Genomic DNA, 24100 nt, shown 5'->3' on the forward strand with positions numbered 1-24100 from the left:
GGGCGGGAGGGCGGTGTTGGGCGCGGCCACATCACACTGTCCGGGGACATAACCCCAGACCTGAGGGACACCGACGACACGTGGTTAAGCGGACCCGGCCGTGGTCCGGCGGCCCCCCCGCCCCCCCGGACCGCTTCCGACCGGTGGCAGAGCGCAGAGAGGTGGCGAGCCGGCATGGCGGAGCAGCAGCAAGGACGCGACCCGGTGACGGCCCATCCCCGCCCGGACTTTCCCGAGCAGCACCAGGAACATCCCGGATGGACCCCTCCGATGGATCCGGTCCCCGACCACGGCGAGACGACCTACGAGGGGCACCGTTTCCTCGAAGGCCGGGTCGCGCTGGTGACGGGCGGAGACTCCGGCATCGGCAGGGCCGTCGCCCTCGCGTACGCCCGCGAGGGCGCGGACGTCGTGTTCACCCACCTTCCGGAAGAGGAGGAGGAAGCGCGCGAGACCTCGCGCCTCGTCACGGAGGCCGGACGCAGGGCGGTGGCCGTGCCGTGCGACATCCGGGACGAGACGCAATGCGAGGCACTCGTCGACCGCACGGTGCGGGAGTTCGGCCGGATCGACGTCCTCGTCAACAACGCGGCGTACCAGATGGCTCAGCCCGACGGCATCGCCGCGATCGAGACGGAGCAGTTCGACCGGGTGATGAAGACCAACCTGTACGGCATGTTCTGGCTGACGAAGCGGGCGCTTCCGCACATCCCGAAGGGCGGCAGCATCATCAACACGACCTCGGTCCAGGCGTACAAGCCGAGCCCGCCGCTTCTCGACTACGCCATGACCAAGGCGGCCATCGTGAACTTCACCCAGGGGCTGGCGCAGATGCTCGCCCCGGAGGGCATCCGCGTCAACGCGGTGGCGCCGGGCCCGGTCTGGACCCCCCTCATTCCCGCGACCATGCCCGAGACGGCGGAGTTCGGGAAGCAGTCCCCCCTCGGCCGTCCGGCACAGCCGGCCGAGATGGCGCCGGCCTACGTGTTCCTCGCCGGCGACCAGGCGGGTTACCTCACCGGCGGAGTCGTCAACGCCACCGGCGGCACGCCTCTGCCGTGAGAGTGACACCTCAGGGCGGCAGGAGGGTGCCGAGGGGGCCGAGGTCGAGGTTCAGGTCCTCGAGCGTGAGGCCGTAGCTGTCACAGAGTTCGATCATCCGGTCATGGAGGAGCATCAGGGTCAGCCCGAGTCTCTCCTCCTGCTCCTCGGTCAGGTCGCCCTGGTCCACGCGGTGCAGCGCCTGACGCTCCATCAACTGGCGTAGGAGCTCGACGATGGTCAGGACGAGCGTGACCAGGTCCCGCTCGACGGTGTCGGGGTCAGCGTGGAGACGGCGGGCAGCACGTCCCGCCGCCGCCCCGCTGTCCACCGCCGACAGGTCGTCCGCGCGTGCCGGCAGCAGGGAGAAGGCGCGTTGCGCGGCCACGGCGACCTCGCGACGGCGGTCGGCCGCGGCCGCGCCGGTACGGTCGGAGGCGCCGGTACGGTCGGCAGAACCCGCCGTACGGTCAGAGGCGCCGGTACGGTCAGCGGGGCCCGTCATGGTGCGGTCCCTCCAGTTCTCGCACAGCGGCCTCCTGCGACGGGGTTTCCCGTATGCCCGGCAGGAGCGACGTCAGGGCCCACTGGTCGTCTCCCTGCGCCGCGACGATGACGGCGCGGAGGGAAATCTTCACCAGGTCGACGTCCGCGATCGACAGGATCAGGTCGCCGGTCAGCACCACTCCCCCGCTCAGCAGCCGGTCCAGCAGGTCGATGAGTGCCACCTGGCGGTCCGCGAGCCTGTCATCGTCGCGTGCCGTCACGGCCGGCGCACCTCTTCCGGGGCCTCCGGGCCCGGGAGCACCGCGAACGAGTACGGGGCCCACGGCCCGGTGATCTCGACCCGGACGCCGTTCAGGTCCCGCGCCGAGCGCAGGACGACTTCCCGGAACTCGTCGGAACGCGTGCGCGGCACCAGGTAGGAGTCGTTGGCCACGTTCTCCCCGGTTCCGACGGCGAGCCGGCCCTGCTGGGGCCGGTGGCGCGCCCGTTCCACGGCCACCTCGCGCACCTCGGCCTCGATCCTGCGGACCGCCTCGGCCGCGGCGGTCCAGGCGGCTCCCCTGTCCTCGCGCTGCTGCCTGCGGCGACGCAGATAGGCCCGGCCGGGGTCGGGGACGTCCTCGTGCGCGTCGTCCGGCGCGGCAGACGCCCGCGGGGCCTCGGCGTACACCTTGACCCCCCATTCCACGTGCTCGGCGAACCGGTCCAGCATGCGGTCGAAGGTCTGCTCCCCCCGGCGCAGGACGTCGCGCACCCGCTCGTCGTCCAGGTAGACCGTCGCCAGCCGCAGGGGAAGGACGGCGGTGCGGGACGCGAGAACGTCCACGACGCCGTTGTGTGCCCGTGCCACGCGCTCGAGCCAGTCGAGGTCCTCCAGGTGGACCTTGAGCGCCGCTTCGGAGAAGTCGCTCTCCGGTACGGAACCGACGACGGCCGCCGTGCCTCCCGCGCGGACGAGCCTCACCGGACCCGGCCCCACGCCTTCGACGCCCTGCCGCACCGCCTCTTCCAGGGCTGCCGTCGGGCGCACGACGGCATACGCGTAGCTCAGCTCTCCGTCCATGAGTCAGTCCCGCCGCTCCTCGGCCTCGGCCTCGGCCTCGTCCTGGTCCTCGGCCCGGGTAGCCGAGTCGTCGCGGGACCGGGCCTTCCTGCCCTCCGGCTCCCGTCGTCTGCTCCGGCGCTCGGGAGCGGCCCGTGGCTCGTCCGCCTCGGCCGCTCCTTCGGGCGTACGGCGCCGGCGGCTCCGCGTTCCTTCCGGCAGCTCCGACCGGGATGCGGGGCGGGCGCGGAGTGCCTTGACCTCGGCGCGCAGGCGCTCGTTCTCGGCCTCCAGCTCCCTGTCCTGGCCGGCTCGTGAGGACAGTGCGGGATCGTGCTCCCACCAGTCGATCCCGATCTCCCTGGCCTTGTCGACCGAGGCGACGAGGAGCCGGAGCCTGATGGTCAGCAGCTCGATGTCGAGCAGGTTGATCCGGATGTCCCCGACGATGACGATGCCCTTGTCGAGCACGCGTTCCAGGATGTCGGCGAGGTTCGCGCTCTGCTGCTGACCGTAAGGGGACAGGGAGCGCGCGGCCGAGTTGCCTGCGGAGTCCGATGCGTCCACGACGGATTCGACCTCGCTCTCGCTCCCTGGGCGTCAGCTCTTGCGGCCTCGACGGCCGCGGGGGCTTTCGTCCGCTTCTTCGGCCCGGGTCTCGTCGGCGTCCTCGTCCTCGTCCTCTTCTTCGCCTTCGTCCTCGTACTCGTCCTCGTCCTCGTCCTCGTACGTGTCCTCCGGGCCTTCCTCGTCCTGCTCCTCGTCCTCGTACTCCTCCTCGGGGGCCTCGTCCTCTGGAGCCTCATCCTCCGGGCCCTCGTCGTCCTCCTCGTCCTGCTCCGGCTCCTCGTACTCGTCCTCGTACGCGTCCTCGTCCGATCCGTCGCCGCCGTCGTCGGCCCCGGCCTCGTCCGCGTCGCCCTCCTCAGGAGCCTCGTCCCGTGCTTCGCCGTCCTCGTCCTCGTCGGGCCCGGAGACGACCTTGCCGTCCTGGACCCGGCCGCGCCAGCCGCCCGTGGCCTCGCCCTTCATCATGACGAAGCTGCGGAAGGCCTTGAGGTCGAGCCGGGCACGCCGGCCCTGCGCCCGGACGAGGGCGCCCGCCTTCTCGACGATGCCCTTGGGGAAGTACTCCATGACCAGCAGGACCTTGGTCAGGTTCTCGCCGAGCGGGTGGAAGGTGACCACGCCCCTCGTGGTGCCCTTCGCCCCCTCCGAGGTCCAGGCGATCCGCTCGTCAGGGATCTGTTCGGTGATGGTCCCCTTCCACGCCCGGGTCGACTTGGCGACCTTCACCTGCCACTGGGTCGTGGTGTCGTCCTGCTGCTCGACGGACACGACGCCCTTGGCGAAGGTGCCGAACTCCTGGAACTGGGTCCACTGGTTGTACGCCTCGCGCACCGGGACGCCGATGTCGATGTCCTCGATGACGGTCATGCTCTTGTGCCCGGCCGACGCCGAGGGGTGGGGCTCGTGCGTCTTGGCGCCCTTCACCTTCTCGGCGAGCGCGTCCTTGGTGTGGGCGGCGGTGTCCTTGGCGTGCGAGACCTTGTCCTTGGCGTGGGAGGTCGTGTCGGCGACGCGCGCGGCCGCCGAGGTGAGGGCGGCCTTGCCCGGCACGTGCTCGGCCAGTTTCCTGCCGCCCTTGCCCGCCCCGCGGGCGAGGGCGCGCGGGCCGATGTGGGCCTCGCCCAGCTTGCCGGCCGCGTCGCCTATGCGATGGCCCATGCCGGTCAGCACCTTTTCGAGGCGTGCCTCGAGGTAGGTCTCGAACTCTTCTGCCAGCCGGTTCGCGCCGGGATTGCGATCCAGCATCTTCTGCGCCCCGGAGGATCCCGCGGAGCCTTTCGTCCCCCGCTCCGAAGCCCTGGCGTCAGGCATCGTCCCGCCTCCTGGTAGTCCTCGACCGGGTGCCCTTCGACGTGCCGGACGACTTCTGGGACGACGTCTTCGACGACCTTCCGGTCGTGGCCGCCGAGGAGGTACGGCGAGAGGCCGTCGTACGTCGCGGTCGCGGCTCGGGTTCCTCGTCCTCGCCGGACGGCTCGCCCTCCTCGTCCCGGCCCTCGTCCCGGGCCTCCTGCTCGGCGGTGTCCTCGTCCTCGTCCGTCCGCTCGTCGTGCTCGTCGTGCTCGGCGGTGTCGTCGGGGTGCTCGTCCTCGTAGGCCTCGTCGTCCCGCCGGCTTTCCGGTTCCTCCTCGTGCTCCCCTTCCCGCAGCCCCTCGGTTCGCCTGTGCAGGGCGTCGGCCAGGTGCCCGGCCTTGGCGTTGAGCACGGTGGTGGCCGCCGACTTCCCCGCGCTCACGAGCTCGCCGCGGACCTGCTGGTTCACGTTGCTCAGGAGGGGCGACTGCGCGATGGTCCTTCCCAGCTGTCCGGGCTTGATGCGCGATCCTGCCAGCGCCATGGCCAGCCCGAACGCGAGTTTGGCCTTCTTCGTCCGGCCCAGCACATATCCGCCGACCAGGGCGGTGCCGATCTTGGCGTTGTTCATGACGGTGCTTTCTCCTCACCCGCCCGGGCTCCTGGCGCGGTCCTTGAGGGAGGCGGGGCCCAGCCGCTCTACGTACCGATGGACCCGGCGCTCCGGAGCTGGTAGGCCCTGATCTCCTCCAGTCGTCGCAGGAGCCCTTCTTCCTGTTCGTTGAACTCCTCGTCGGTCACGCGACCCGCCTCCCGCGCTCGTTCGAGTTCGGCGAGCTGCTCCTGGACGGGGCCGGGGTCGTAGTACTCCTGCTCAGCGGCCTGCACGACCTTGCCCAGGACCCATCCGATCCCCCGGAACGGGGCGGCGGGCAGTATCAGGATCTCGGTCACCAGTCCCACGGCGCCTCCCTGTGCGTACGCGGCGACGTCAGGCGAAGCTGTACGGCGGCAGCGGCCCGCGGATCCGGATCTCGACACCCTCGGGCTGCTCCTTGATCACCTCCGCGCCGGCGTTGGTGAATTCCTCGGCCCGTTCCTGGTCGACCAGGAACGAGGCGCTCAGGAAGTACTGCTGGGACGGCTCGGACAGGTGCTCGGCCCGGGCGAGCGGCCTCAGCGCGGCGAGCACCGTCTCGGCGAGTGCCGCCTGCCGGGCCGTCATCTCCTCGCTCAGGAGCCTGCCCAGTTCGAGCCGGTCATCGTACGTTCCGCCACCGTCACGCGTCGCCTCGTTCAACTCACGCACCTGTGCGGAGTCCTCGAGGATCCGCCGCATGGCGGCCTCCTCCTCCTCGATCCCCTTCACGTTGAACTCCACGCGGCCGTCGAGTTCTTCGAGGCGCTGGGTGAACTGCGCGGCGCCGTCTTCCAGTACGGCGCGCACGGCGTCGTCGCTCTCGGCGACGAAGCCGAAGCCCAGGGGCAGCGTGACGCCGTCGTTCCACAGCCGGGTCTGCACGTCGTGATGCGCCTCGACGTCGTGGCGCTTCACGCCGATCTCTTCCGGAGCCTCGCTCACGACGGCGCACAGGTCCCCTTGGCCGACCGTGCGCAGGGCCGTGTCGTCGCCGCCCACGCCCGTGAGGCCGTCGAGGCGGAGCGGGTGCGAGGACTTGGTGATCGCGTAGACGTAGAGAGCCATCACTGTTCGCCGTCCTCCGAAGAACGCCGCGCGCGGCGCTCGTGACCGCGGTCTTCGGCGCGTTTCCCGTCGTGACGGGGCTGCTTCTCGCGCTCTTCGTCGCGATTACCGGTGAGGGAATCCGTGAAGGCCTCGACGGCCCCGGTGAGTGCGCCCTTCGTCTTGCCCTTGGCGCCCCCCTCCGTCGTCTTCTCCATGACGTCCGTCAGCTGGGCCGGAGCGTTGCGGCCGCTCTCCAGATCGAGCCGGTTGCACGCCTCGGCAAAGCGGAGGTAGGTGTCCACGCTGGCCACGACGACGCGGGCGTCGACCTTCGCGATCTCGATTCCGACGAGGGACACGCGGACGAACGCGTCGATCACCAGGCCGCGGTCGAGCACCAACTCGACCACGTCATAAAGATTTCCCGTGCCTCCACCCTGTCCGGGCATCCCGCCGCCCTGTTGCACGACAGACACGTCGACCTCCTCACGGTCGAAGGGGCGGATCAGCGCTCAGCTCTCCTCCTTGTCGATCCGGGAGCGCGGGTAGCGCTTTCCGCGCTCGTATCCGAGCAACTGCCCGTCCGGGCCCAGCGCAACCTCATAAGTCGCCATGATGCTCGTCGTCTCCGGAATGCGTTCGAGCTCCACGACCTCGATCTCCGCCGCCCAACCCTGATCGGTCGGCTTCAGAGCGGACACGGATTCGGGGGTCCGGCCCAGGAGTTCCGTGAGCTGCTCGACGGCGTACCGCAGGGCCTTCGCGGCCGGTACGCGCTCCTGCGCTTCGGCGTCATCGGCGGCTTCGGGCTCGGGCTCGGGCTCGCTGTCGGCCTCGCTCTCGGGCTCGATCTCGTCCTCGTCCTCGTCCTCGTTTACGTCCTCGTTCTCGGCCTCGTCCTCATTTTCGGCCTCGTCCTCGTTTTCGGCCTCGGCCTCGGCCGGGCGCTCGGGCTCGGCTTCGTCGCGATCGTGTTTCCTGCGCTTGCCGACGTCACTCGTGACGGTTCACCACCAAATTCGGCATTCCATTCCTGCCACGATTCGCATTCCACCATATCCGCGATATTTGGCGTACGCCACGAAGAGTAATGACCGATCGCCCCCATCAGCACTTACCGGCATGGATGCGGACATTCCGGGAAGTTGCACGGTGAACGAGACGAGCACACGAGGGAACAGAGGGAAGGCGCGTCAATGGAAGTTTCCGGAATCATCAGCGCTCTCGTCATCGGCACCATCATCGGTCTGCTGGGCCGACTCGTCCTGCCCGGTCGGCAGCACATACCGATCTGGCTCATGATCCTCATCGGCATCGCGGCCGCGCTGGGCGGTTCCGCCATTGCCCATGCGGCCGACCTCGACGACACCAGCGGAGTCGACTGGATCGAATGGCTCATCCAGATCGGCCTTGCCGCGGTCGGGGTCGCCCTGGTGGACAGGGCCCGCGCGAGAAGGTGATTGCGTCGCCCGGGCGCGGGTAGCCGCCGTGCAGCCTCTCGAGGGCGCCAGGAAGGAATTCGGCTGAGGAGCTGATCTGCGTGGCTCAGGGCAAGAAGATTCGTGGCAAGGCCCAGGAAACGATGGGCAAGGCGAAGGAGAAGGCCGGAGAGGCCACGGGCAAGGAGGATCTGCGCCTCAAGGGCGCCGGCGACCAGATGGAGGGAAAGGCCAAGAAGGCCGCCGGGGAGACCGCGAGGAACGCGAAGGGGACGATGGACGAGGCCAAGGGCAAGACGCGCCGTCGCACGTGACGGTCGCGCGATCGTGGGGGACCGACCCGGACGGCGGTGAGCGCGTCCGGGTCGCCCATGTGCGGCCCCGCCGTTTCCGGCGCGGCCGAGAGGGCACTTGCGGGCCACGGGGGCACAGCCGTACACGACGACGAACCAGGGAGCTGTCATGCCTCGCGGATCGAGCTCCAAGCGGGAGCGGCAGTACGAGCACATCAAGGAAAGCGCGGAGCAGCGCGGCGAAAGCACCAAGCGCGCCAAGGAGATCGCGGCCCGCACGGTGAACAAGGAACGCGCCAGGTCGGGTGAGGCCGGCAGCGCGAGCAAGAGCTCCACGCAGGGCAAGTCCGCCTCGCGGCGCGGCGGCGAGCGGTCCGGCAAGGGCGGCTCGGACGACCGGACGTACGACGAGCTGTACGCCGAGGCGAAGCGCCGCGACATCCACGGACGGTCCTCCATGAACAAGGCCGAGCTGAAGCGTTCACTGAGCGGCAGCTGACCGCGTGGCGGCGCTGCCCGTAAGGGCGGCGTCGCCGGGCGTATCTGGGTACGCCCCCGCGAAAAGTGGGGTTCGACTGCCGATGAGCCCGCCCCGGCGTCATCGCAGACTGCTGGCATGCGCCGCGAAACGGCCCCGACCGGCAGCACGTACCCGGGTACCGCGGACACGGATACCGAGGTCCCGGCACGGATCGAGGGCGGTCTGCTCGCGGCGAACAGGCGTCAACTGTTCGAGAAGCGGGTTCTCGACGTCGTTCTCGGCCTGCTGGCGCTGGTCCTGCTGTCGCCGGTCTTTCTGGTGGCGGCGTGCCTGATCAAGCTGACGTCCCGGGGGCCGGTGCTCTATCCGCAGGAGCGGATCGGGCGCGACGGCGAGCCCTTCCTCATGTTCAAGCTGCGTTCTATGCGCCTGGGCGCGGAGAGCCAGCGGTCGGCGTATCTGCACCTGAACGAGTCCACCGGCCCCCTCTTCAAGATCCGCCGCGATCCGCGGGTCACGCCGGTGGGACGGGTTCTGCGCCGTTGGAGCATCGACGAGCTGCCCCAGCTGCTGAACGTCATCCACGGCGAGATGAGTCTCGTCGGCCCGCGTCCCCCGCTTCCGGAGGAGTGCGAGCACTACGGTCCGCGGGAGCGGCAGCGGCTGCTCGTGAAGCCCGGCATCACCTGCGTCTGGCAGGTCAGCGGCCGCTCCGACATCCCCTTCGCCGAACAGGTGCGGATGGACCTGGACTACATCGCCACCTGGGACCTCCGGTCGGACCTCAGGCTCCTCGTCAGGACGGTGCCCGCGGTGCTCGGCCGTCGAGGCGCCTACTGAGCCTTCTCGCTGAGGCTTTCTCGCTGACCCTTCTCGCCTTTCTCGCTGAGCCTTCTCGACGCCTGCCGGGAAGTGCCGACGCCTGCCGGGAAGTCCCGGCAGGCGTCGACGTGTGCCAGCGCGGCGAGGTTCACACCAGCAGCTCCGAGGCGGTCTCGGTCAGGCCGTCCTGACCGGCGAGCAGCGCCTGGTGGGCGAACATCGCGCACCAGGTGTTGACGACCTCCTGGTCGCGGGAGAAGCGGACCCCTCCGTCCGCTCGCACGAAGCCGAGCAGCGCCCGCGTCAGGTCGTCCAGGCGTCCGGCCCAGCCGTCCCCCCGCAGACGGCCGCGGCCGCGCAGGACGCGGCCGATCCGCAGGGCCTGCGCGAGGACGTCGGACCGTACGAGGCCGCCGTCGGTCGTCTCCGTGAGGGTGCCGTCGGCCGCCTGCAGCCGCATGAGGCGCGCGTACAGCCTCTCGACCGCCTCCAGCGCCTCGACGTCCGCCGAGGGCGACCCGATGAGGAGGCCTTCGATCCCGTAGAGGAGCGGGTGCAGCTCGCGGCACGGCCAGGTCTCCCCCAGCACTGCCTCCCAGTGCGCGCAGGTCCGTCGGCAGACCCGGGCGAGAGGCGCCCCGAGCACGCCGTCGGGTATCCGGAGCAGGGCCGCGGCCGCTTTCAGGTGGTGCGGACCCGGCCGGGTCGACCAGCGGTCGGGAAGCGGCGCGCGGGCGACCGCGTCGTGGGACCGCAGGACGGCGGATCCCGACGTGATGCCGTCGATGGTGGTGCACAGTCCGGCGGCCGGCTCCTTCCAGGCCTCGTACCCGGTGACCTGCCCGAAGGTCGCCGCTCCCCGCGCCGCCATCGCCAGGTCGAACGTGAACACGCCGGCGTTCCGCCAGTCGGAGGGAGCGCCGGACACGTACAGCCGGGTCGGCGGAACGCCCCGCTCCGTCAGGCTGCGGGTGATCCAGTCCAGCGCCTGCCGGCCGTGGGCGCGGGCCTCCGCGGCGCGGTCCGGGGAACTCGCCGCACCCGAGGCCAGCCAGGCCATCGCGGTCAGGTAGTAGCCGGTGATCTCGAGGTAGACGAACTCGGGTCGCCCTTCCGGGTCCAGCCGGCCGACGACCGCTCCGCGCTGCGGGCCCTCCTCGATCCGGGCCCCGCCGGACAGCAGCCACCGCTCGATCCGCCGGGCGGCCTCCGCGGTCTCGCCGGACGGCCCGGCACCGGTGGCCGCGGCACCGGTGGTCCCGGTGCCGACGGTCCCGGTGCGGGTGATCCTGGTCCCGGTGACCGGGGACGCCGGCCTCATCGCCGGAACCCCGTCGCCGTCCCCGGTGCGATCTCCTCGCCGAGGATCTTCACGATCCGCTCGCCGGCCAGACCGTCCCCGTAGGGCTCGTGGGGCGTGGCCATGCGCGCGTGGCGCACGGGGTCGTCGAGCAGGGCGGCCACCGCCGCGACGATGCTGTCCTGATCGGTGCCGACGAGATCGGAGGTGCCGACCCTGAGGGGCTCCTCGCGGGCCGTGCGGCGGTTGACCACGAGCAGGGGTTTGCCCAGGACGGGTGCTTCCTCCTGGATGCCGCCCGAATCCGTCACGATCAGGTACGAGTCGGCGAGCATGTGCATGAACGGGACGTAGCTGCACGGCGCCATCACCTCGACGTTCCGCGGGCGGGCTCCGTCCATGATCTGCTCCAGCATCCGGGCCACCGGCGGGGACGGGTGCCGCACCAGCTGGAACCGGACGTCGGGGTAGAGGCCCGCCAGCTCCCGGACGGCGCCGAATATGGCCCTGATCCCGTCGGGGATGCTCTCGCGCCGGTGCGTCGTGATCACGACACGGCGTTGCCCGTCGGGGGGCGCGGGCGTGTGGCGGGGCTGCGAGAGCGCCCAGTAGAGCGCGTCGATGCCGGTGTTCCCGGTGAGGAACACCCGGTCCGGTGCCACTCCCTCGCGGACGAGGTTGGCCCCGGCCATCTCGCTGGGGGCGAAGTGCAGATCCGCGATCGCGCCGAGGATCCGCCGGTGGCCCTCCTCGGGCCAGGGGGCACTGTTGTCGTAGGTCCGCAGTCCGGCTTCGACGTGAGCCACGCGCGTCGACGAGTGGAAGGCCGCCACGCCGGCGGCCATCGTGGTCGTGGTGTCGCCCTGGACCAGGACGACGTCCGGGCGTCGCTCCTCGCAGATGTCGCCGGCCCAGCGGGCCACTTTCCACGCGACCTCGGCGGGACGCTGGTTCCTGCGCATCACGTCCAGCTGGTGGTCGACGCTCATCCCGAAGGTCGTGAGCGCGTCGGACAACAGCTCCGCGTGCTGGCCGCTGGAACACACGATCGTCTCGAAGGTCGAATCCAGGTCGCGCAGTGCCCGGATGGGCGAGTACATCTTGATGACCTCGGGCCGTGTGCCAAGGAACGCGGCCACGCGAATGCGTCGGGCCATGGGGCCACCTCCTCCGTCCGGTGCGCCGCGATTGCAGCCAGTCTGCTGGGGCGCGCGGGGAGGTTCATCGGCAGTCGGACCCGATTTTGCGCGGGGCGATGCCCAGATACCGCGGGTTGCCGTGACGGCACCTCAGGTGCCGGTGCGCCACGAGGGAGCGTCGTCCAGCGGGACGGCGGCCTCCTGGCGGGTGTGGACGCCGAGCTTGGCGAGCACGGCGGCCACGTGGTGGGCGGCGGTCTTGGGGGTGATGTACAGCCGGGTGGCGATCTCCCGGTTGGTGAGCCCCTGGCACAGCAGGCGCTGGACCTCCCGCTCGCGCTTGGTCAGGCCGTACGGATTGGCCCACGTGGAGGCGCGCCTGCCGTGCGGGGTGCGCCGCACGCCGGCCGCCCGCAGGCGCTCCCAGGTCCGGTCCGCGGCGGGCCGGGCCCCCAGGGAGCGGAAGGTCTCCAGGGCGCGCCGCATCGCGGGCACGTCGCCGCCGAGGCCGGCCAGCGCCGCGTCGTACGGGCAGCCGAGCCTCTCCCACGCGTCCACCGCCCCGGCCCAGTGCCCGGCCAGTTCCAGGGCGTACGGCTCGGCCGCCCGCGTCTGCGAGGGCATGCCGCCGGCCAGCCGGGACCAGCGCAGCAGTCCCCCGGCGAGCCAGGGGTCGGTGTCGAGGGTGACGTCCTTGAGGGCGCGTTCCGCCTCCGCAGCGGCGAGGGCGTCGTCCCCTTCGAGCCAGGCCGCTTCGGCGCGGGCCGCCCACACCGGGCCGGCCAGGAAGAGACCGGCCTCCGCTCCGTAGGAGAGTGCCTCGTCCAGCAGCGGCCACACGCCCGGTTCCCCTCGGCGGGCCCTGACCAGGGCCGACGTCACCAGGGGCAGCAGTCGGTGCAGCGGCTGGGGGTTGCGGGCGAGCACGTCGTCGGCCTGCTTCGCGGCCCGGGCCCACTGGCCGCGGTGCAGCATGCCGAGGCCGGCCGCTCCGAGGGCCGGCACCAGGAACACCGGGCGTTCGCGTTCTCTGCAGTACGCGCAGGTGCGGACGGTCAGCCGGTCGAGGCGCGGCAGATCGTGGTGGAGGGCCGCGGTCCAGCAGGCCACCGCTCCGAGCATGCAGGCGTCGTCCGCGAGGCCGTCCTCGGCCATGGCCGCGTGCCAGGCGTCCTCGAACTGCGGCCAGTCCTGCGCGTGGCAGGTGACGTCGAGCAGGGCCGCGTGGACCCGCGCATGGGTCTGCAGCGCGGGATCGCCCGGTCCCTGTTCGGCGGCCTTGCGGGTGTAGTCGGCCGTCGTCACGGGGTCGTAGCCGAGGCAGGCCAGCTGGGCGAGGGCGGCGTAGGCCCAGGCGAGCTGCCGGGGCGAGCCGTCGCCCTCCAGCAGGCGCACGGCGTCCAGGCCCGTCCGCCAGGCGTCGGGCGTGCGGACCGCGAGCCAGTGCAGGCGCGAGAGCCGCCGCAGGTCCTCCGCCTCGCCCTGCCGGTCGCCCTGCTCGCGGCGCAGCCGTGCCGCTTCCTCCCGGGCCTCGATCGCCTCCGGAAGCTTCCCCGTCACGTAGCTCTCGTGCGCCTGGGCTTCGAGGAGTTCGACGCGCTGCGCGGGCGGTGTGGCGGCCGGGTTGCGCACGGCGCTCCCGTACAGCGCGGCGGCCTCGCGGTGCGCGCCGAGGGCGGCGGCGTAGGAAGCCGCCCTGGGGGCGAACTCGGCGAGGGCCGCCTCGTCGCCGGCCTGCTCCGCGTGGAAGGCGAGTTGGGCGAGGTCGCCCGGGTCGACCGGGCCGGAACGCATGGCCGACAGGACCCGGCCGTGCAGCCTCGCGCGCCGGTAGCCCGGAAGCGACTCCCAGACCGCGAGGCGCGCCAGCTCGTTGCGGAAGCACAGCACCGGGCCGTCCGTGCACAGCACACCCGATGCCAGGCAGTCGGCGAGACCGGCCGCTGCGTCCGGCGACACGGCGGCGATCAGCGGTTCGGTGGCGCGCGGGCCGATGACCGCCACCGTCTCCGCGGTTTCCCGGGCCCGGTCGGGGAGCCGGGCGATGCGGCCCATCACCGCTTCGCGCACGGTGGTGGGGACGCCGTGGCTGCGGGCCGCGAGGACTTCGGTGACGTAGAACGGGTTGCCGTGGGTGTTGCCGAACAGCTCGTGGGCGTCGACGGGATGCCCGGCCGCGGCGGTCAGCTCGGCGACGGCCCGGCGGCTCAGCGGCCCCAGGGTGCACCGGTGCACGGCCGGGGAGGAGGCCAGGTCTCCCAGCACCACCGCGAGGGGGTGGGCGGGGCCGATCTCGTCGTCGCGATAGGTGGCCAGCAGCAGGAGGGGGATCCGGTCGATCCGCCGGGCCAGGAAGCGCACCAGGTCCAGGGTGGCCTGGTCGGCCCAGTTCAGGTCCTCGATCACCAGCAGCGTCGGCTGCCCTCCCGCCTGGCGTCCCAGGGCGGCGAGGACCCTGCCGAAGAGGCCGCTCGGGTCGGTCCGGCGGCGGAGGCCCGCTTCCAGGGCCTGGGTGACCGGCGGGCCGAGCAGCGGGGCGACGTCCATCAAGGGGGCCAGCGGGCTCGGGGCGGAGAGCGGGTCGCAGGCCCCGAGCAGCACCCGGGCCTGGCCCGCGTCGGCCTTCTCCTCCGCGAACCGCCGTACGACCGCCGTCTTGCCGATGCCTGCCTCACCGCGCAGCAACACCAGCCGGCCGTGGCCCTTTTCGGCCTGTTCCAGACAGTCCGCGAGATCCTGCAGTACGGCGCCGCGTTCGAGAAGGTCGGTCACGGGTGTCCCCAGCGTGCGTGCGTCCCGTATCCGTGCCCTTTCAGTCTAAGGATCTTCGGGCGGGCCCGCCTGCATGCCCGGACCCGCCCCCGGCGGCTGCCGGGGGCGGCGCCACGCCGCCGTGTGACGGCTCGTCGCGGGCTGTATCTGGGTACCCCGGTGCGCAAAATCGGGTCGGACTGCCGATGAAGCCGCCCGCGGGGCCGCCGGAGACTACTGGCATGCGCCCGGAAACCGACCGGATCACCTCCGTCGGCCCTGAGATCCACCTGTTCGAGCCCTCGGGGTACGCCGGGGTCTTCCAGCACGCGTGCCGCATCGGCGAGCTCCTCGCCCGCTCCGGCCGGCACGTCGTGCTCCACACCGGGCACGAGCACGAAGAGGTGAGCGTCAAGGGCGTCGACCTGTGCCCGTGCTCCTGGTGGCCGCGTGACCGTCCGGGCGGCCTCCGCCGCTCCGTCGCCATCGCCCGCCGCTTCGTCGGCCGTACCCTGCCGCACCTGCACACCACGGTGCCGCGGGGCGCGGTCCTCCATGTGGAGGGGATCGCCGCGGCCGGGGCGCTCACCCTGCTCACGCTGGGCGTCGCGCGGCTCAGGGACCGGCTGGTGGTCTACTCGCCGCACGACACGTTCTCGCGGCGGGGCCGGGTGGACGGCTGGCTGCTGCGGCTCGCCCTCCGTGTCCCGCACACGATCGTCGTCTACTCGCAGGCGGACGTCGAGGTGCTGCGCCGCCGCGGTCTCGAGGCGCACTGTTCTCCGCTCGTCCAGCTCGTGCCCCGGGCCTCGGAGGAGGAGCGGCTCGCGTGGCGCAGCGCGTGGCGGGCCGGTGCGGACGTGTCCGTCGTCCTCTTCGCGGGATGCATCCGGCCTGAGAAGCGGCTCGACGTGCTCATCGAGAGCGCTCGCCACTGGCCGGCGGACCGGCGCCTGGCCGTCGTGGGCGAGGACCGGGGCGGATGGGCGCACTGCGCGGAACTGGCGGAGGCGTACGGCGTCGACGTCGCCGCACGGGTCGAGTTCCTCGAACTCGAGGAGTTCGCGGCGGCGATCTCGGCGGCGGACCTCGTCGTCCTGCCCTATGACAAGGCCAGCCAGAGCGGAGTGCTCGCGGTGGCCCGTCAGCTGGGCACCCCGACCGCCGCGGCGAACGTGGGTGGCCTGCGGGAACTCGCCTCACAGACGTTCGAGGCGGGCGATCCGCACGATCTCAACCGGGCCATCGACGAGCAACTGGCCGACGGCGAGCCCCCCGACCCGGCGTTCGACGAGAACCGGGCCGTCGAAGTGCACCTTCTCGCGTACAGGCGGCAGGCATGACGACGAATCCGTCCCGACGCGACCTGCGGACCTCCACGACGGTGGACGGCACACCGCCCCCGGCGCGGCCCCGCAGGGAGCCCGTCCTGGGCTCCGTCCCCTTCCGTGACCTCCTGCGGTGGTGGCCCCTGGTGGTGCTGACCACGGTCGCCGCCCTCGTCGCGAGTGCGGTGGTGGCGTGGGGCCCACGGGACCCCTCCTACCGTGCGACCACGAGGATGGCGGTGACGCCACTCTCGCAGTCGGACGAGACGTTCCTCGGCACCAGCCTCATACGTGACGCCGGTGACGCCCAGCGGACCTCGTCGACGGTGGCGCGCCTGCTGGACTCCCAGCGCGTGGCGGCCGCGACCGCCCGGTCCCTCGGTGCCCCCTGGACTCCCGCGTCCGTCCGCGCCGCCGTCGACGTCAAGACGGTCGACGAGACGAACATGATCGAGGTCACCGCCCGGGCGGACGCGCCGGGCCAGGCCGTCCGCGTGGCGGAGACGTTCGCGCAGACCGCCCTGAAGGACCGGTGGCAGACGGTCTCGGCCGAGCTGGACCGCCGCATCGCCTTCGCGCAGAAGAACACCGACGCCGACCCGAACGCCGGGGAGGAGTCCCGCAGGCTGCAGCTCCTCACCTTCGTCCGCCAGTCCGGCGTGGACCCGACCCTGAGCATCGACTCGACCGGCCCGGCGGTGCGCGTCGACGAGGTGCCCACGGCCGTGGTCATGGTCATGGCCGGAGCCGGTGGGATGTTCCTCGGCGTCCTCGCGGCCTACGGGATCGAGCGGCACCGGCGCCGCCCGCGGGACGAGGACGTCGCCGTGCCCGCCCGCGAGCTTCCCGTGCCCCCGTCGGAAACCCTGAGCCGCAAGCCCTGAGGAGCTGAGTCCCATGCCGCTCCCCGCTCCCGGATCGCCCCTTCCCCTTCCGACCGCGCGTCTCATGGGCATGCCGATCCACGCGGTGACGCTCGACGAGGCCGTCGACCGGGTCTTCGACAGCCTGGCGGAGGGCCGGGGCGGGACGGTGCTGACGCCGAACATCGACATCCTGCGGCAGTACCGGCGGTCGCCGGAGCTGCGGCGGATGTTCGAGCGGAGCGAGCTCGTCGTCACCGACGGAATGCCGCTGGTGGTGGCCCTGCGCATCCAGCGGACCCCCGTGCCCGGGCAGATCACGGGCACCGACATGCTGCGCGCGCTGGCCGCCGGAGCGGGAGCGCGAGGACGCTCGATCATGCTCGCGGGAGGCCGCCCCGGTGAGGCGGAGCGGGCCGCGGACCGGCTCCGGCAGGTGAGCCCGGGGCTGCGCGCCGAGACCTACCCGTGCTTCGTACGGCCCGAGACCATGGCCGCGGAGCTGGCGGCCCTCTCCCGCAGGCTGGTCGCCGCCGCCCCGGACATCGTCTTCATCGGTCTGCCCTTCGCGAGTCAGACGGCGGTCATGTCCGCTCTGCGCCCCGCCCTGCCCGGCACCTGGTTCGTGGGGGTGGGTTCGAGCTTCGACTTCGTCAACGGCGACCGCTCACGGCCCCCGGAGCTCGTCCGGCGGCTCTGCCTCGAGTGGGCCTGGCGGCTGACGAGCCAGCCCTGGCTCTGGCGCCGCTACCTCGTCCACGGGGTCCCGACCACCGCCCGGCTGGCCGTCGACGCCCTCCGTCTGCGGTGGCGGCGCGACGGGTCACCGACGACCTCGGCCGGCCGCCCGGCACTGCCATGAACGTCGGCACCGAGGCGGTCTCCGTGTCCCGCGCGCCGACCGGGCGCAGCCTGATCGCCTCGGCCTCGTGGATGACCGGAAGCCATCTGCTCGCCCAGGCCTTCGCGTACGGATCGCTGATCTTCCTCGCACGCCAGCTGCCGCCCTCCGGCTTCGGCACCGTCGCGGTCGGAACGGCCGTCGTCTACATCGCGACGCTGCTGGTGGACCACGGCACGTACGGCGCCATCATGGTGCACCCGCACCTCACCCGGGCCTACCTCGTACGCGCCTTCTGGCGCTGCTTCCTCGTCGGCGCGGCGCTCGCCGCGGTGATGGCGGCGTCCGCCGGGCCCCTGGTGGGCACCTTCGCGGACGGCGGAGACGCGCCCGCCGTCGCCCTGCTCGCCGTCTGCCTGCCGCTGCACGCGATCTCCCTGATCCCCACGGCCCTGCTGCACAAGTCGATGCAGTTCCGGCGGCTCGCGGGAGCGACGGCGGCCGGCAACGTCGTGTCGGCGGTGGTGGCCGTGGTCGCCGTCCTGGCCGGCGCGGGCATCTGGTCGCTGGTCGCGCGGCAGGTGGTGCTGTTCGGCCTGCTGGCCGTGCTCACCACCGCGCTGTGCCTGCCGGGGCTCCGCCGCCGGAAGGCGCTCCCGCCCGCCTCCCCCGCCGAGACGCGCGAACGCACCGGCGACCGGTGGTTCTTCCTGTTCGGCGTCACCCTGATGCTGGCCGCCAACGTCGACTACCTGGTCGTCGGGCTGTCGAGCGACGCGAGTCTCGTCGGCCTCTACGCGCTGGCCTTCACGATCGCCATGGCGCCCTCGACGCAGTTCTCGGAACAGGTCGGCAAGGTGCTCTTCGCCGCCGCGGCGTCCAGCCCCGAGACCAGCGGGCAGCGGACGGTGCAGTCGGTCCGCCTGATGTCCGCGCTCCTGCTGCCGCTGCTGCCGGTCGGCATCCTGCTCGCACCGGTGCTCCTTCCGGCGGTCCTGGGGCCCGAGTGGACCGGCATGGTGGCGGCCTTCCAGGTGCTCTGGGTGGCCGGCATCGGTTACGCCATCGACAACTGCATCGGCGAGGCGCTCTCCGGTACGGGACAGATCGCCTTCCGCGCGAAGGTCATGGCCGCCCGGTGCGTCGCGACCGCGACCGCCCTGTGGGTCCTCGTGTCGGTCGACGGGATCCGCGGGGCCGCGCTGGCGCACCTCGCGGTCTTCGTGCCGTACGCGGCGCTGTACGCCACCGTCGGGGCGCGGCTCGCCGGGACCTCGGGCCGCGAGCTCTGGCACGCGCTGCGCCCGGTCGTGACCGCGGTGGTCTGGCAGCTCGTGGTGACCGCCGCCCTGCTGCTGAGCCTGCGCGCCTCGGGCGCGTCGGACGACGTCGCCGTCTGCGTCGGGGCCACCGCCGGGCTTGCGGTGTCGGGGTGGCTGCTGTTCCGGCGCCTCGGCCGGAGGCGGTCACCGTGACCTGGGCCGTGGCCGGACGGAACCGGCCGCACCGGCCGGCGCCGCTCGCGTCCCGGCCGGACCGTCGCACGCTGCGCACGGCGTGTGCCGCCGTGCTGGCCGCGCTCGTGTTCGGGGCGCTGCTGCCCGGTGACCCGCTCACGGCCGTCGGCGCCGTCGTGGTGATCCCGCTGGCGCTCGGGGCTCCGGTGGCCGCCCTGTCCGTGCTGGTCGCGGTCACGGTGCTGGTGCCGTTCGAGGTGCAGGACCAGTTCTCCCTCGTCGGCGGATCCGGCCGGCCGGGGCTGCTGCTCGTCGACGTCCTCATGCTCCTCGGCATGTGCCGGGTCGCCTGGCTCGTCCTGTCGCGCAGGCTGGCGCTCGACAGGCCGCTTCTCGTCGCCGCGGCGGTCACGCTGGTGCTCGCCGTGGCGCTGGCCTGGGGGATCGCCCGTGGAGCCGACGTGAGCGAGGCGGGCCACGAGACCCGCCGGGTGATGCTCGGGGTGGGCGCGTTCGTGCTGGCGTGGCCCGTGGTCCGGGACAAGGCGGCCCGTCGGCGTCTGGAGGGGGCGCTGATCGCCCTGGGCCTGGCCCTGGGCCTGTGGGGGCTCGTCCAGTGGGGGTTCTCCATCGACTACACGAGCTCGGCCGACGTCGGCATACGCCGGGGTGTGGACCTCACCTCGGCGGGGCGCGGCTCGCTGCAGGGCGGGCTGTACGCGTACCCGGTCGCCGTGACCCTGGCCTGGGCCGCGCTGGTGTCCGGGCGCCTGCGGTCGGTCCCGGTCCGGTGGCTGCTGGCGGCGGTGGTGTGCCTGAACGCGGTCTGTCTCTGGCTGACGTACGAGCGGACCTTCTGGGTGGCGACGGCGGTGGCCTGCGCCACGGTGGTGGTCATGTCGGGTGCCCAGGCACGGCGGAACGCGGCGAAGTGGGTGCCGGTCGGTGCCGTGTCCCTGCTCCTGAGCCTCGCCGTGCTCGCCCCCGGCGAGATCCGTACGGCCCTGGAACGCGTGCTCTCCGTCAACCGGCTCGAGATCGACGAGTCCTACTCGTACCGGGTGATCGAGTCGCAGGTCGTCCTGGAGGAGATCCGGGGCCGGCCGCTGACCGGATCGGGCTTCGGCGCCACGGTCACCTGGGGCAAGGAGGACACGTTCGCCCCCCTGACCACGCCGTTCATCCACAACGGTTACCTGTGGCTGGCGTGGAAGATCGGGGTGCCGGCGGCGGTCTTCGTGGTGGCCGTGATCGTGGCGGCGGTCCTGCGGCGCGGCGCGCCGGGAGAGGACCCGCGGCTCCACGTCCTCCGTGTCGGCAGCCGGGCGTCCCTGCTCTCCCTGCTCCTCACCACCATGACCTTTCCGGCCTTCAACACCCTCGGCGTCACCGCCGTGACGGGGCTGCTGGTCGCCGTCTGCTTCTGCGGCCGTGACGACGTCGCCTCGGCGGGACCGCCGCCGGTGCCGGGCGGCGGTGCGCCGGAGCAGACCCGCCCGCGGGCGGGCCCGGGCTGAGGAGGCGATGCGCTCGTGCCGGTGACCGGCCGTTCCCGTGGCGCGGGCCTCCGTCCGCTCGGCGCACTGACGCGCCGCGCACGGTGGCTGGCCGGTGCCGTGCTGGGCGTCCTGCTCCTCACCGCCGTGCCGTCGGGATCCTCCACCGGCTCCCTGACCGGCCCGGCGCAGGAGCAGCAGCGCGGTTTCGCCCTGCCGACGTACTCGCGGGACGGCTACGACGACGCGAGGGCACTCGACGACCGTCTCCGCCACCTGGCCGACGTCGGCGCGGGCTGGGTCCAGATCACGCCCACGTGGTTCCAGGCCGACGCCGGCGCCCACGAGATCACCCGGGCGCCCGCCGGCGCGGTATGGCAGACGCCGGACGACGCCGGTGTGCGGAAGGTGATCGGCCTGGCCCACGCGCACGGCCTGAAGGTGCTGCTCAAACCGCACGTCGACCTGCCGGACGCCGAGAGCCGGGGCACCATCCGGCCGCGCGACCACGCCGCGTGGTTCGCCTCCTACACCGCCTTCATCACCCACTACGCGCGCCTGGCCGCCGGGACCGGCGTGGAGCAGTTCGCCGTGGGGACCGAACTGGAAGGGGTGTCCGGTGACAGGGACGAGTGGCTGGCCGTCATCCGGGCCGTGCGCGCCGACTATCCGGGCCTCCTGGTGTACGCCGCCAACTACGACGAGTACCCCCGGGTGGCCTTCTGGGACGCCGTGGACCTGATCGGCGTCGACGCCTACTGGCCCCTGAGCACGCGGCCCACCCACGACGCGCGGGCGCTGGAACGCGCGTGGCGGCCGATCCGGGAGGAGCTGGCGGCGTTCGCGGCCGGACGCGACCGCCGGATCCTGTTCACCGAAGCGGGCTACGTGAGCCAGCGCGGGTCCACCACCGCCCCGTACTCCTGGACCGTCAGCACGACGCCGGACCAGGCGGAGCAGGCGGCCGCGTACGAGGCGCTGCTCGCGGGCTTCCGCGACGAGCCCTGGTGGGCCGGTGTCTTCTGGTGGGTCTGGGACGTCGTGCCGCACGGCAGCCCGGACGACGCCCTCGACTACACGCCGCGGGGAAAGGCCGCCGAGGAGGTGGTACGCCGATGGTGGACGTGACCGGTGACCTGGGCGACACGAGGGGAAGGCGGACGTGATGGCGGACACGCGGGCAACGCAACGGAACACCGAGCTGGACGTCGTCATCGCGACGCGTGACCGCCCGCCCGGCAAGCTGGCGGCCTGTCTCGACGCGCTCGGGCAGCAGACCTTCGGGCACTTCGGCGTGATCCTGGTCGACGACGGCGGCCGGGACCCGGTGGCGCGCCGCGTCCGGTCCTCCCACCCCGGCCTCCCCGTCCGGGTCGTCCGCAACGAGGAGTCGATCGGCCCCGGGGCGAGCCGCAACCGGGGAGTGGCCCTCTCCGGCGCGCCGTACGTCCTGTTCATCGACGACGACTGCATCTCCCGTCCCGAGCTGGTAGCGCGGCACCACGCCGCCCTGGACCGCGCGGGCGGACCCGCGGTGTCCCTCGGCCCGATCCTGGCCCCGCCCGGGCGGCGCATGCCGCCGTGGACGCACTGGGACGCGGACCGGCTGGGACGGGAGTACGACCGGCTGGACCGCGGCGAGAGCACTCCTGCGTGGACGCACTGCTACACGGGCAACCTCGGGGTCCGTCGCGCCGACTTCCGTGCCGTCGGCGGCTTCGACGAGCGTCTGGCCCGGCAGGAGGACGTCGAGCTCGGCTTCCGGCTCTCCCGGGTCGGCTGCCGCTTCGTGTTCGACCCGGCCGCCGTCGTCTGGCACGACAGCGACCGCAGCCTGCGGACCTGGACCCGCATCCCCGCCCTCAGCGCACGCTTCGACGTGCTCATCGACCAGTTCGTCCCCGACGCCGGACGACTGCCGTCCGTACGCGAGGACCTGTTGCGGCGTCACTGGCTGCTGCGCCTCGCCCGCCGGGTCTGCGGGCCCCCGGCGGCCCGCCGGTGCGCCGTCACCGGCGCGATCGGAGCGGGCTGCCTGCTCCACGCCCTGCACGCCGACCGCCCGTCACTGGCGGCCTTCAGCCTGGTCTGGGACCTCGAGTACACCCACGCGCTGGCGGAGGCGACGGCCGCGTCTCCACGGCGAGTCGAGCAGCGCGCGGCGTAGGGACGGGGCGAGGTCCGGCCTGGAAGCGGAGCGTCGGTTTCCGGACATCTCCCGGAGCGCTGCCGGGCTTGCGCACGTCGGCCATCAGCGCCTATAAGGTTCCTGCAGGCATCGGTTGGGATGGCCGGAATGGCACCCATGCCGCCGACCAGGGGGACCCTCCACTTCCCGCCGGGATCAGCTACGTGTGAACGCGGACCGACGGAGAACGTGAGGCAGCCCATGCCCGACAACGACGCCTATCGCGATGCCATGACCCGACTCGCGGTCGACCCGGCCTTCGCGGCCCAGCTCGACGGCGACACGGACGAGGTGGCACGAAGACTCGGCCTGACCTCCGAGCAGGTCACCGAACTGCGCCGGCTCCGCGTGGAGTCCGGCACGGCCGACGGTCCCGCCACCCTCGACGCGCGCCTGTCCAAGTCGTCGCTCTTCTTCGGCAACGCGGCGCACGCCCTCGCCGGCATCGACATGCACCTCGACCACGTCGCACCGGACGCCGCGACCACGGACGCCACGGCGCCGCACGTGGACGCCGCCGACACGGGCGACGCGCGCGAGCTGGCCGCCACGCTGGACACGGCGGCCGCGGACGTCGGCAGCCTGATCGGCGACGCACTCGGCGCGCAGGGCCTGGGCGACGGCGGCTCCCTCCTGGACGACCTCGGCGGCGCCGACGGCTTCGGCGGCGCGGGCGAATTCGGGGAGTTCGGCGACTTCGGCTCCTTCGGCGACCACGGGCCCGGCGGGCTCGGTGTCGACGGCCCGGGTGGCTTCGGCGGCGAGGGGCATGGTCCCAGCGGGTTCGGCGAGGGTCCGGGTGACGGGTTCGGCGGCGGATTCGGCGGTGGCTTCGGCGGCGAGGGCCACGGTCCCGGCGGGTTCGGCGGCGGCTTCGGCGAGGGCCCCGGCGACGGCTTCGGCGGAGGTTTCGGCGAGGGACCGGGCGGCCTGGGCGGCGACGGACACGGACCCGGCGGGTTCGGCGGCGGGGACGGACACGGTCCCGGCGGGTTCGGTGACGGCCACGGCGGCGGTGGGTTCGGTGACGGGCCCGGCGGTCTGGGCGGTGACGGGCCCGGCGGGTTCGGCGGCCACGGTGGTGACGGCTTCGGCGGCATCGGCGGAGGACCGGGTGGGTTCGGCGGCGCGGGCGAAGGCGGGTTCGGCGGCCACGGCGGTGGCTTCGACGGCGGTCCTGGTGACGGTTTCGGCGGTGCCGACGGCGGTGCCGGTGGCTTCGGGCACGGCGGCGTCTACGAGCGCGGTGAAGGCGGCGACTCCGGCGGCGGCCAGGGCGGCGGGAACAGCGGCGGCGGTGACTCCGGCGGCGGGAACAGCGGCGGCGGTGACTCGGGTGGCGGCAACAGCGGCGGCAGCCAGGAGAACGAGCGGCGGCCGGGCCACGGCGGCAGCGGTGGCGGCGGCCAGGGCGGCGACAACAGCGGTCAGGGCGGCGGCAATTCCGGCGGTGGCGGCCAGGGCGGCGGCGGTGGCGACACCGGCGGCGGCAGCGGCGGTACCGGTGGTGGCCAGGGCGGTGGCGACACCGGCGGCGGTGGCGGCACCGGTGGTGGTGACGG

At 72.8% G+C, this 24100-nt stretch carries 25 protein-coding genes; 12 read left to right on the plus strand and 13 right to left on the minus strand.

The window, feature by feature from the left end; all coding sequences use genetic code 11:
- The first annotated feature begins 174 nt into the window (after positions 1-174).
- A complete protein-coding gene (locus ACFWJO_RS20435) occupies positions 175-1062 on the plus strand; it encodes a glucose 1-dehydrogenase (protein ID WP_386866997.1) in 888 nt (295 codons plus the stop codon).
- Between the two features lie 10 nt (positions 1063-1072).
- On the opposite strand, the gene ACFWJO_RS20440 is transcribed toward ACFWJO_RS20435, so the two are convergent.
- The 10 genes from ACFWJO_RS20440 to ACFWJO_RS20485 all read right to left on the minus strand — a co-directional run bounded on the left by ACFWJO_RS20440 (position 1073) and on the right by ACFWJO_RS20485 (position 6991).
- Complete coding sequence (locus ACFWJO_RS20440) at positions 1073-1546, minus strand: gas vesicle protein K (protein WP_386866999.1); 474 nt, start codon at positions 1544-1546, stop codon at positions 1073-1075.
- Positions 1530-1808: a gas vesicle protein gene (locus ACFWJO_RS20445; RefSeq protein ID WP_386867001.1), complete on the minus strand. Its 279-nt coding sequence runs from the start codon at positions 1806-1808 to the stop codon at positions 1530-1532. The genes ACFWJO_RS20440 and ACFWJO_RS20445 overlap by 17 nt, the downstream gene beginning before the upstream one ends.
- Positions 1805-2611, minus strand: coding sequence for a GvpL/GvpF family gas vesicle protein (locus tag ACFWJO_RS20450; protein WP_386867003.1), 807 nt, complete (start codon positions 2609-2611; stop codon positions 1805-1807). The genes ACFWJO_RS20445 and ACFWJO_RS20450 overlap by 4 nt, the downstream gene beginning before the upstream one ends.
- Positions 2612-2614: 3 nt before the next feature.
- Entirely contained in the window at positions 2615-3157 is a 543-nt protein-coding gene (locus ACFWJO_RS20455; protein WP_386867005.1) for a gas vesicle protein, read from the minus strand.
- A 33-nt stretch (positions 3158-3190) separates the two neighbouring features.
- Positions 3191-4405: an SRPBCC family protein gene (locus ACFWJO_RS20460; RefSeq protein WP_386867006.1), complete on the minus strand. Its 1215-nt coding sequence runs from the start codon at positions 4403-4405 to the stop codon at positions 3191-3193.
- Positions 4406-4463: 58 nt separating this feature from the next.
- Positions 4464-5084 (minus strand): ABC transporter substrate-binding protein, encoded by a 621-nt coding sequence (locus tag ACFWJO_RS20465; RefSeq protein ID WP_386867008.1) that lies wholly within the window; start codon positions 5082-5084, stop codon positions 4464-4466.
- 68 nt (positions 5085-5152) lie between these two features.
- Positions 5153-5416, minus strand: coding sequence for a gas vesicle protein GvpG (locus ACFWJO_RS20470; RefSeq protein ID WP_386867010.1), 264 nt, complete (start codon positions 5414-5416; stop codon positions 5153-5155).
- Between the two features lie 28 nt (positions 5417-5444).
- Positions 5445-6158 carry a GvpL/GvpF family gas vesicle protein gene (locus ACFWJO_RS20475; RefSeq protein ID WP_386867012.1) on the minus strand — a complete coding sequence of 238 codons (714 nt, stop codon included), beginning with the start codon at positions 6156-6158 and terminating at the stop codon, positions 5445-5447.
- Positions 6158-6616 carry a gas vesicle protein GvpJ gene (gvpJ, locus tag ACFWJO_RS20480; protein ID WP_386867014.1) on the minus strand — a complete coding sequence of 153 codons (459 nt, stop codon included), beginning with the start codon at positions 6614-6616 and terminating at the stop codon, positions 6158-6160. The genes ACFWJO_RS20475 and gvpJ overlap by 1 nt, the downstream gene beginning before the upstream one ends.
- A gap of 36 nt (positions 6617-6652) precedes the next feature.
- Positions 6653-6991, minus strand: a complete 339-nt coding sequence (locus tag ACFWJO_RS20485; protein WP_386867072.1) for a gas vesicle protein — start codon at positions 6989-6991, stop codon at positions 6653-6655.
- 345 nt (positions 6992-7336) lie between these two features.
- Here ACFWJO_RS20485 and ACFWJO_RS20490 point away from each other — a divergent pair, with 345 nt between their 5' ends.
- The 4 genes from ACFWJO_RS20490 (at position 7337) to ACFWJO_RS20505 (ending at position 9193) form a co-directional block, all read left to right on the plus strand.
- Positions 7337-7600: a GlsB/YeaQ/YmgE family stress response membrane protein gene (locus ACFWJO_RS20490; protein WP_384408177.1), complete on the plus strand. Its 264-nt coding sequence runs from the start codon at positions 7337-7339 to the stop codon at positions 7598-7600.
- Positions 7601-7680: 80 nt separating this feature from the next.
- Positions 7681-7893: a CsbD family protein gene (locus ACFWJO_RS20495; protein ID WP_386867016.1), complete on the plus strand. Its 213-nt coding sequence runs from the start codon at positions 7681-7683 to the stop codon at positions 7891-7893.
- A 148-nt stretch (positions 7894-8041) separates the two neighbouring features.
- On the plus strand, positions 8042-8371 hold the full coding sequence (locus ACFWJO_RS20500; protein WP_386867018.1) for a plasmid stabilization protein: 330 nt from the start codon (positions 8042-8044) through the stop codon (positions 8369-8371).
- Between the two features lie 117 nt (positions 8372-8488).
- Entirely contained in the window at positions 8489-9193 is a 705-nt protein-coding gene (locus ACFWJO_RS20505; protein ID WP_386867020.1) for a sugar transferase, read from the plus strand.
- Between the two features lie 130 nt (positions 9194-9323).
- Here the strand turns inward: ACFWJO_RS20505 and ACFWJO_RS20510 are convergent, their stop codons facing one another.
- The 3 genes from ACFWJO_RS20510 to ACFWJO_RS20520 form a co-directional block, all read right to left on the minus strand.
- Positions 9324-10496 carry a hypothetical protein gene (locus ACFWJO_RS20510; RefSeq protein ID WP_386867022.1) on the minus strand — a complete coding sequence of 391 codons (1173 nt, stop codon included), beginning with the start codon at positions 10494-10496 and terminating at the stop codon, positions 9324-9326.
- Entirely contained in the window at positions 10493-11632 is a 1140-nt protein-coding gene (wecB, locus tag ACFWJO_RS20515) for a non-hydrolyzing UDP-N-acetylglucosamine 2-epimerase (protein ID WP_386867024.1), read from the minus strand. The genes ACFWJO_RS20510 and wecB overlap by 4 nt, the downstream gene beginning before the upstream one ends.
- A 132-nt stretch (positions 11633-11764) precedes the next feature.
- Entirely contained in the window at positions 11765-14386 is a 2622-nt protein-coding gene (locus ACFWJO_RS20520) for an AAA family ATPase (RefSeq protein ID WP_386867026.1), read from the minus strand.
- 221 nt (positions 14387-14607) lie between these two features.
- Here ACFWJO_RS20520 and ACFWJO_RS20525 point away from each other — a divergent pair, with 221 nt between their 5' ends.
- From ACFWJO_RS20525 to ACFWJO_RS20555, 7 genes are all read left to right on the plus strand, one after another.
- Entirely contained in the window at positions 14608-15708 is a 1101-nt protein-coding gene (locus ACFWJO_RS20525; RefSeq protein WP_386867028.1) for a glycosyltransferase, read from the plus strand.
- The gene (locus tag ACFWJO_RS20530; RefSeq protein WP_386867030.1) at positions 15705-16577 is read left to right on the plus strand and encodes a hypothetical protein; all 873 of its coding nucleotides are present in this window, start codon (positions 15705-15707) and stop codon (positions 16575-16577) included. Before ACFWJO_RS20525 ends, ACFWJO_RS20530 begins: the two co-directional genes overlap by 4 nt.
- A 64-nt stretch (positions 16578-16641) precedes the next feature.
- Positions 16642-17418: a WecB/TagA/CpsF family glycosyltransferase gene (locus ACFWJO_RS20535; protein ID WP_386867032.1), complete on the plus strand. Its 777-nt coding sequence runs from the start codon at positions 16642-16644 to the stop codon at positions 17416-17418.
- Entirely contained in the window at positions 17415-18872 is a 1458-nt protein-coding gene (locus ACFWJO_RS20540; protein WP_386867034.1) for an oligosaccharide flippase family protein, read from the plus strand. Before ACFWJO_RS20535 ends, ACFWJO_RS20540 begins: the two co-directional genes overlap by 4 nt.
- The gene (locus ACFWJO_RS20545; protein ID WP_386867036.1) at positions 18869-20371 is read left to right on the plus strand and encodes an O-antigen ligase family protein; all 1503 of its coding nucleotides are present in this window, start codon (positions 18869-18871) and stop codon (positions 20369-20371) included. Before ACFWJO_RS20540 ends, ACFWJO_RS20545 begins: the two co-directional genes overlap by 4 nt.
- 21 nt (positions 20372-20392) lie before the next feature.
- A complete protein-coding gene (locus ACFWJO_RS20550) occupies positions 20393-21478 on the plus strand; it encodes a glycoside hydrolase family 113 (protein WP_386867038.1) in 1086 nt (361 codons plus the stop codon).
- A 37-nt stretch (positions 21479-21515) separates the two neighbouring features.
- Positions 21516-22517, plus strand: a complete 1002-nt coding sequence (locus ACFWJO_RS20555) for a glycosyltransferase family 2 protein (RefSeq protein ID WP_386867040.1) — start codon at positions 21516-21518, stop codon at positions 22515-22517.
- Positions 22518-24100: the final 1583 nt, after the last annotated feature.

Origin of the sequence: Streptomyces sp. NPDC127092, from assembly GCF_042722475.1 — a bacterium.
GTDB lineage: Bacteria > Actinomycetota > Actinomycetes > Streptomycetales > Streptomycetaceae > Streptomyces.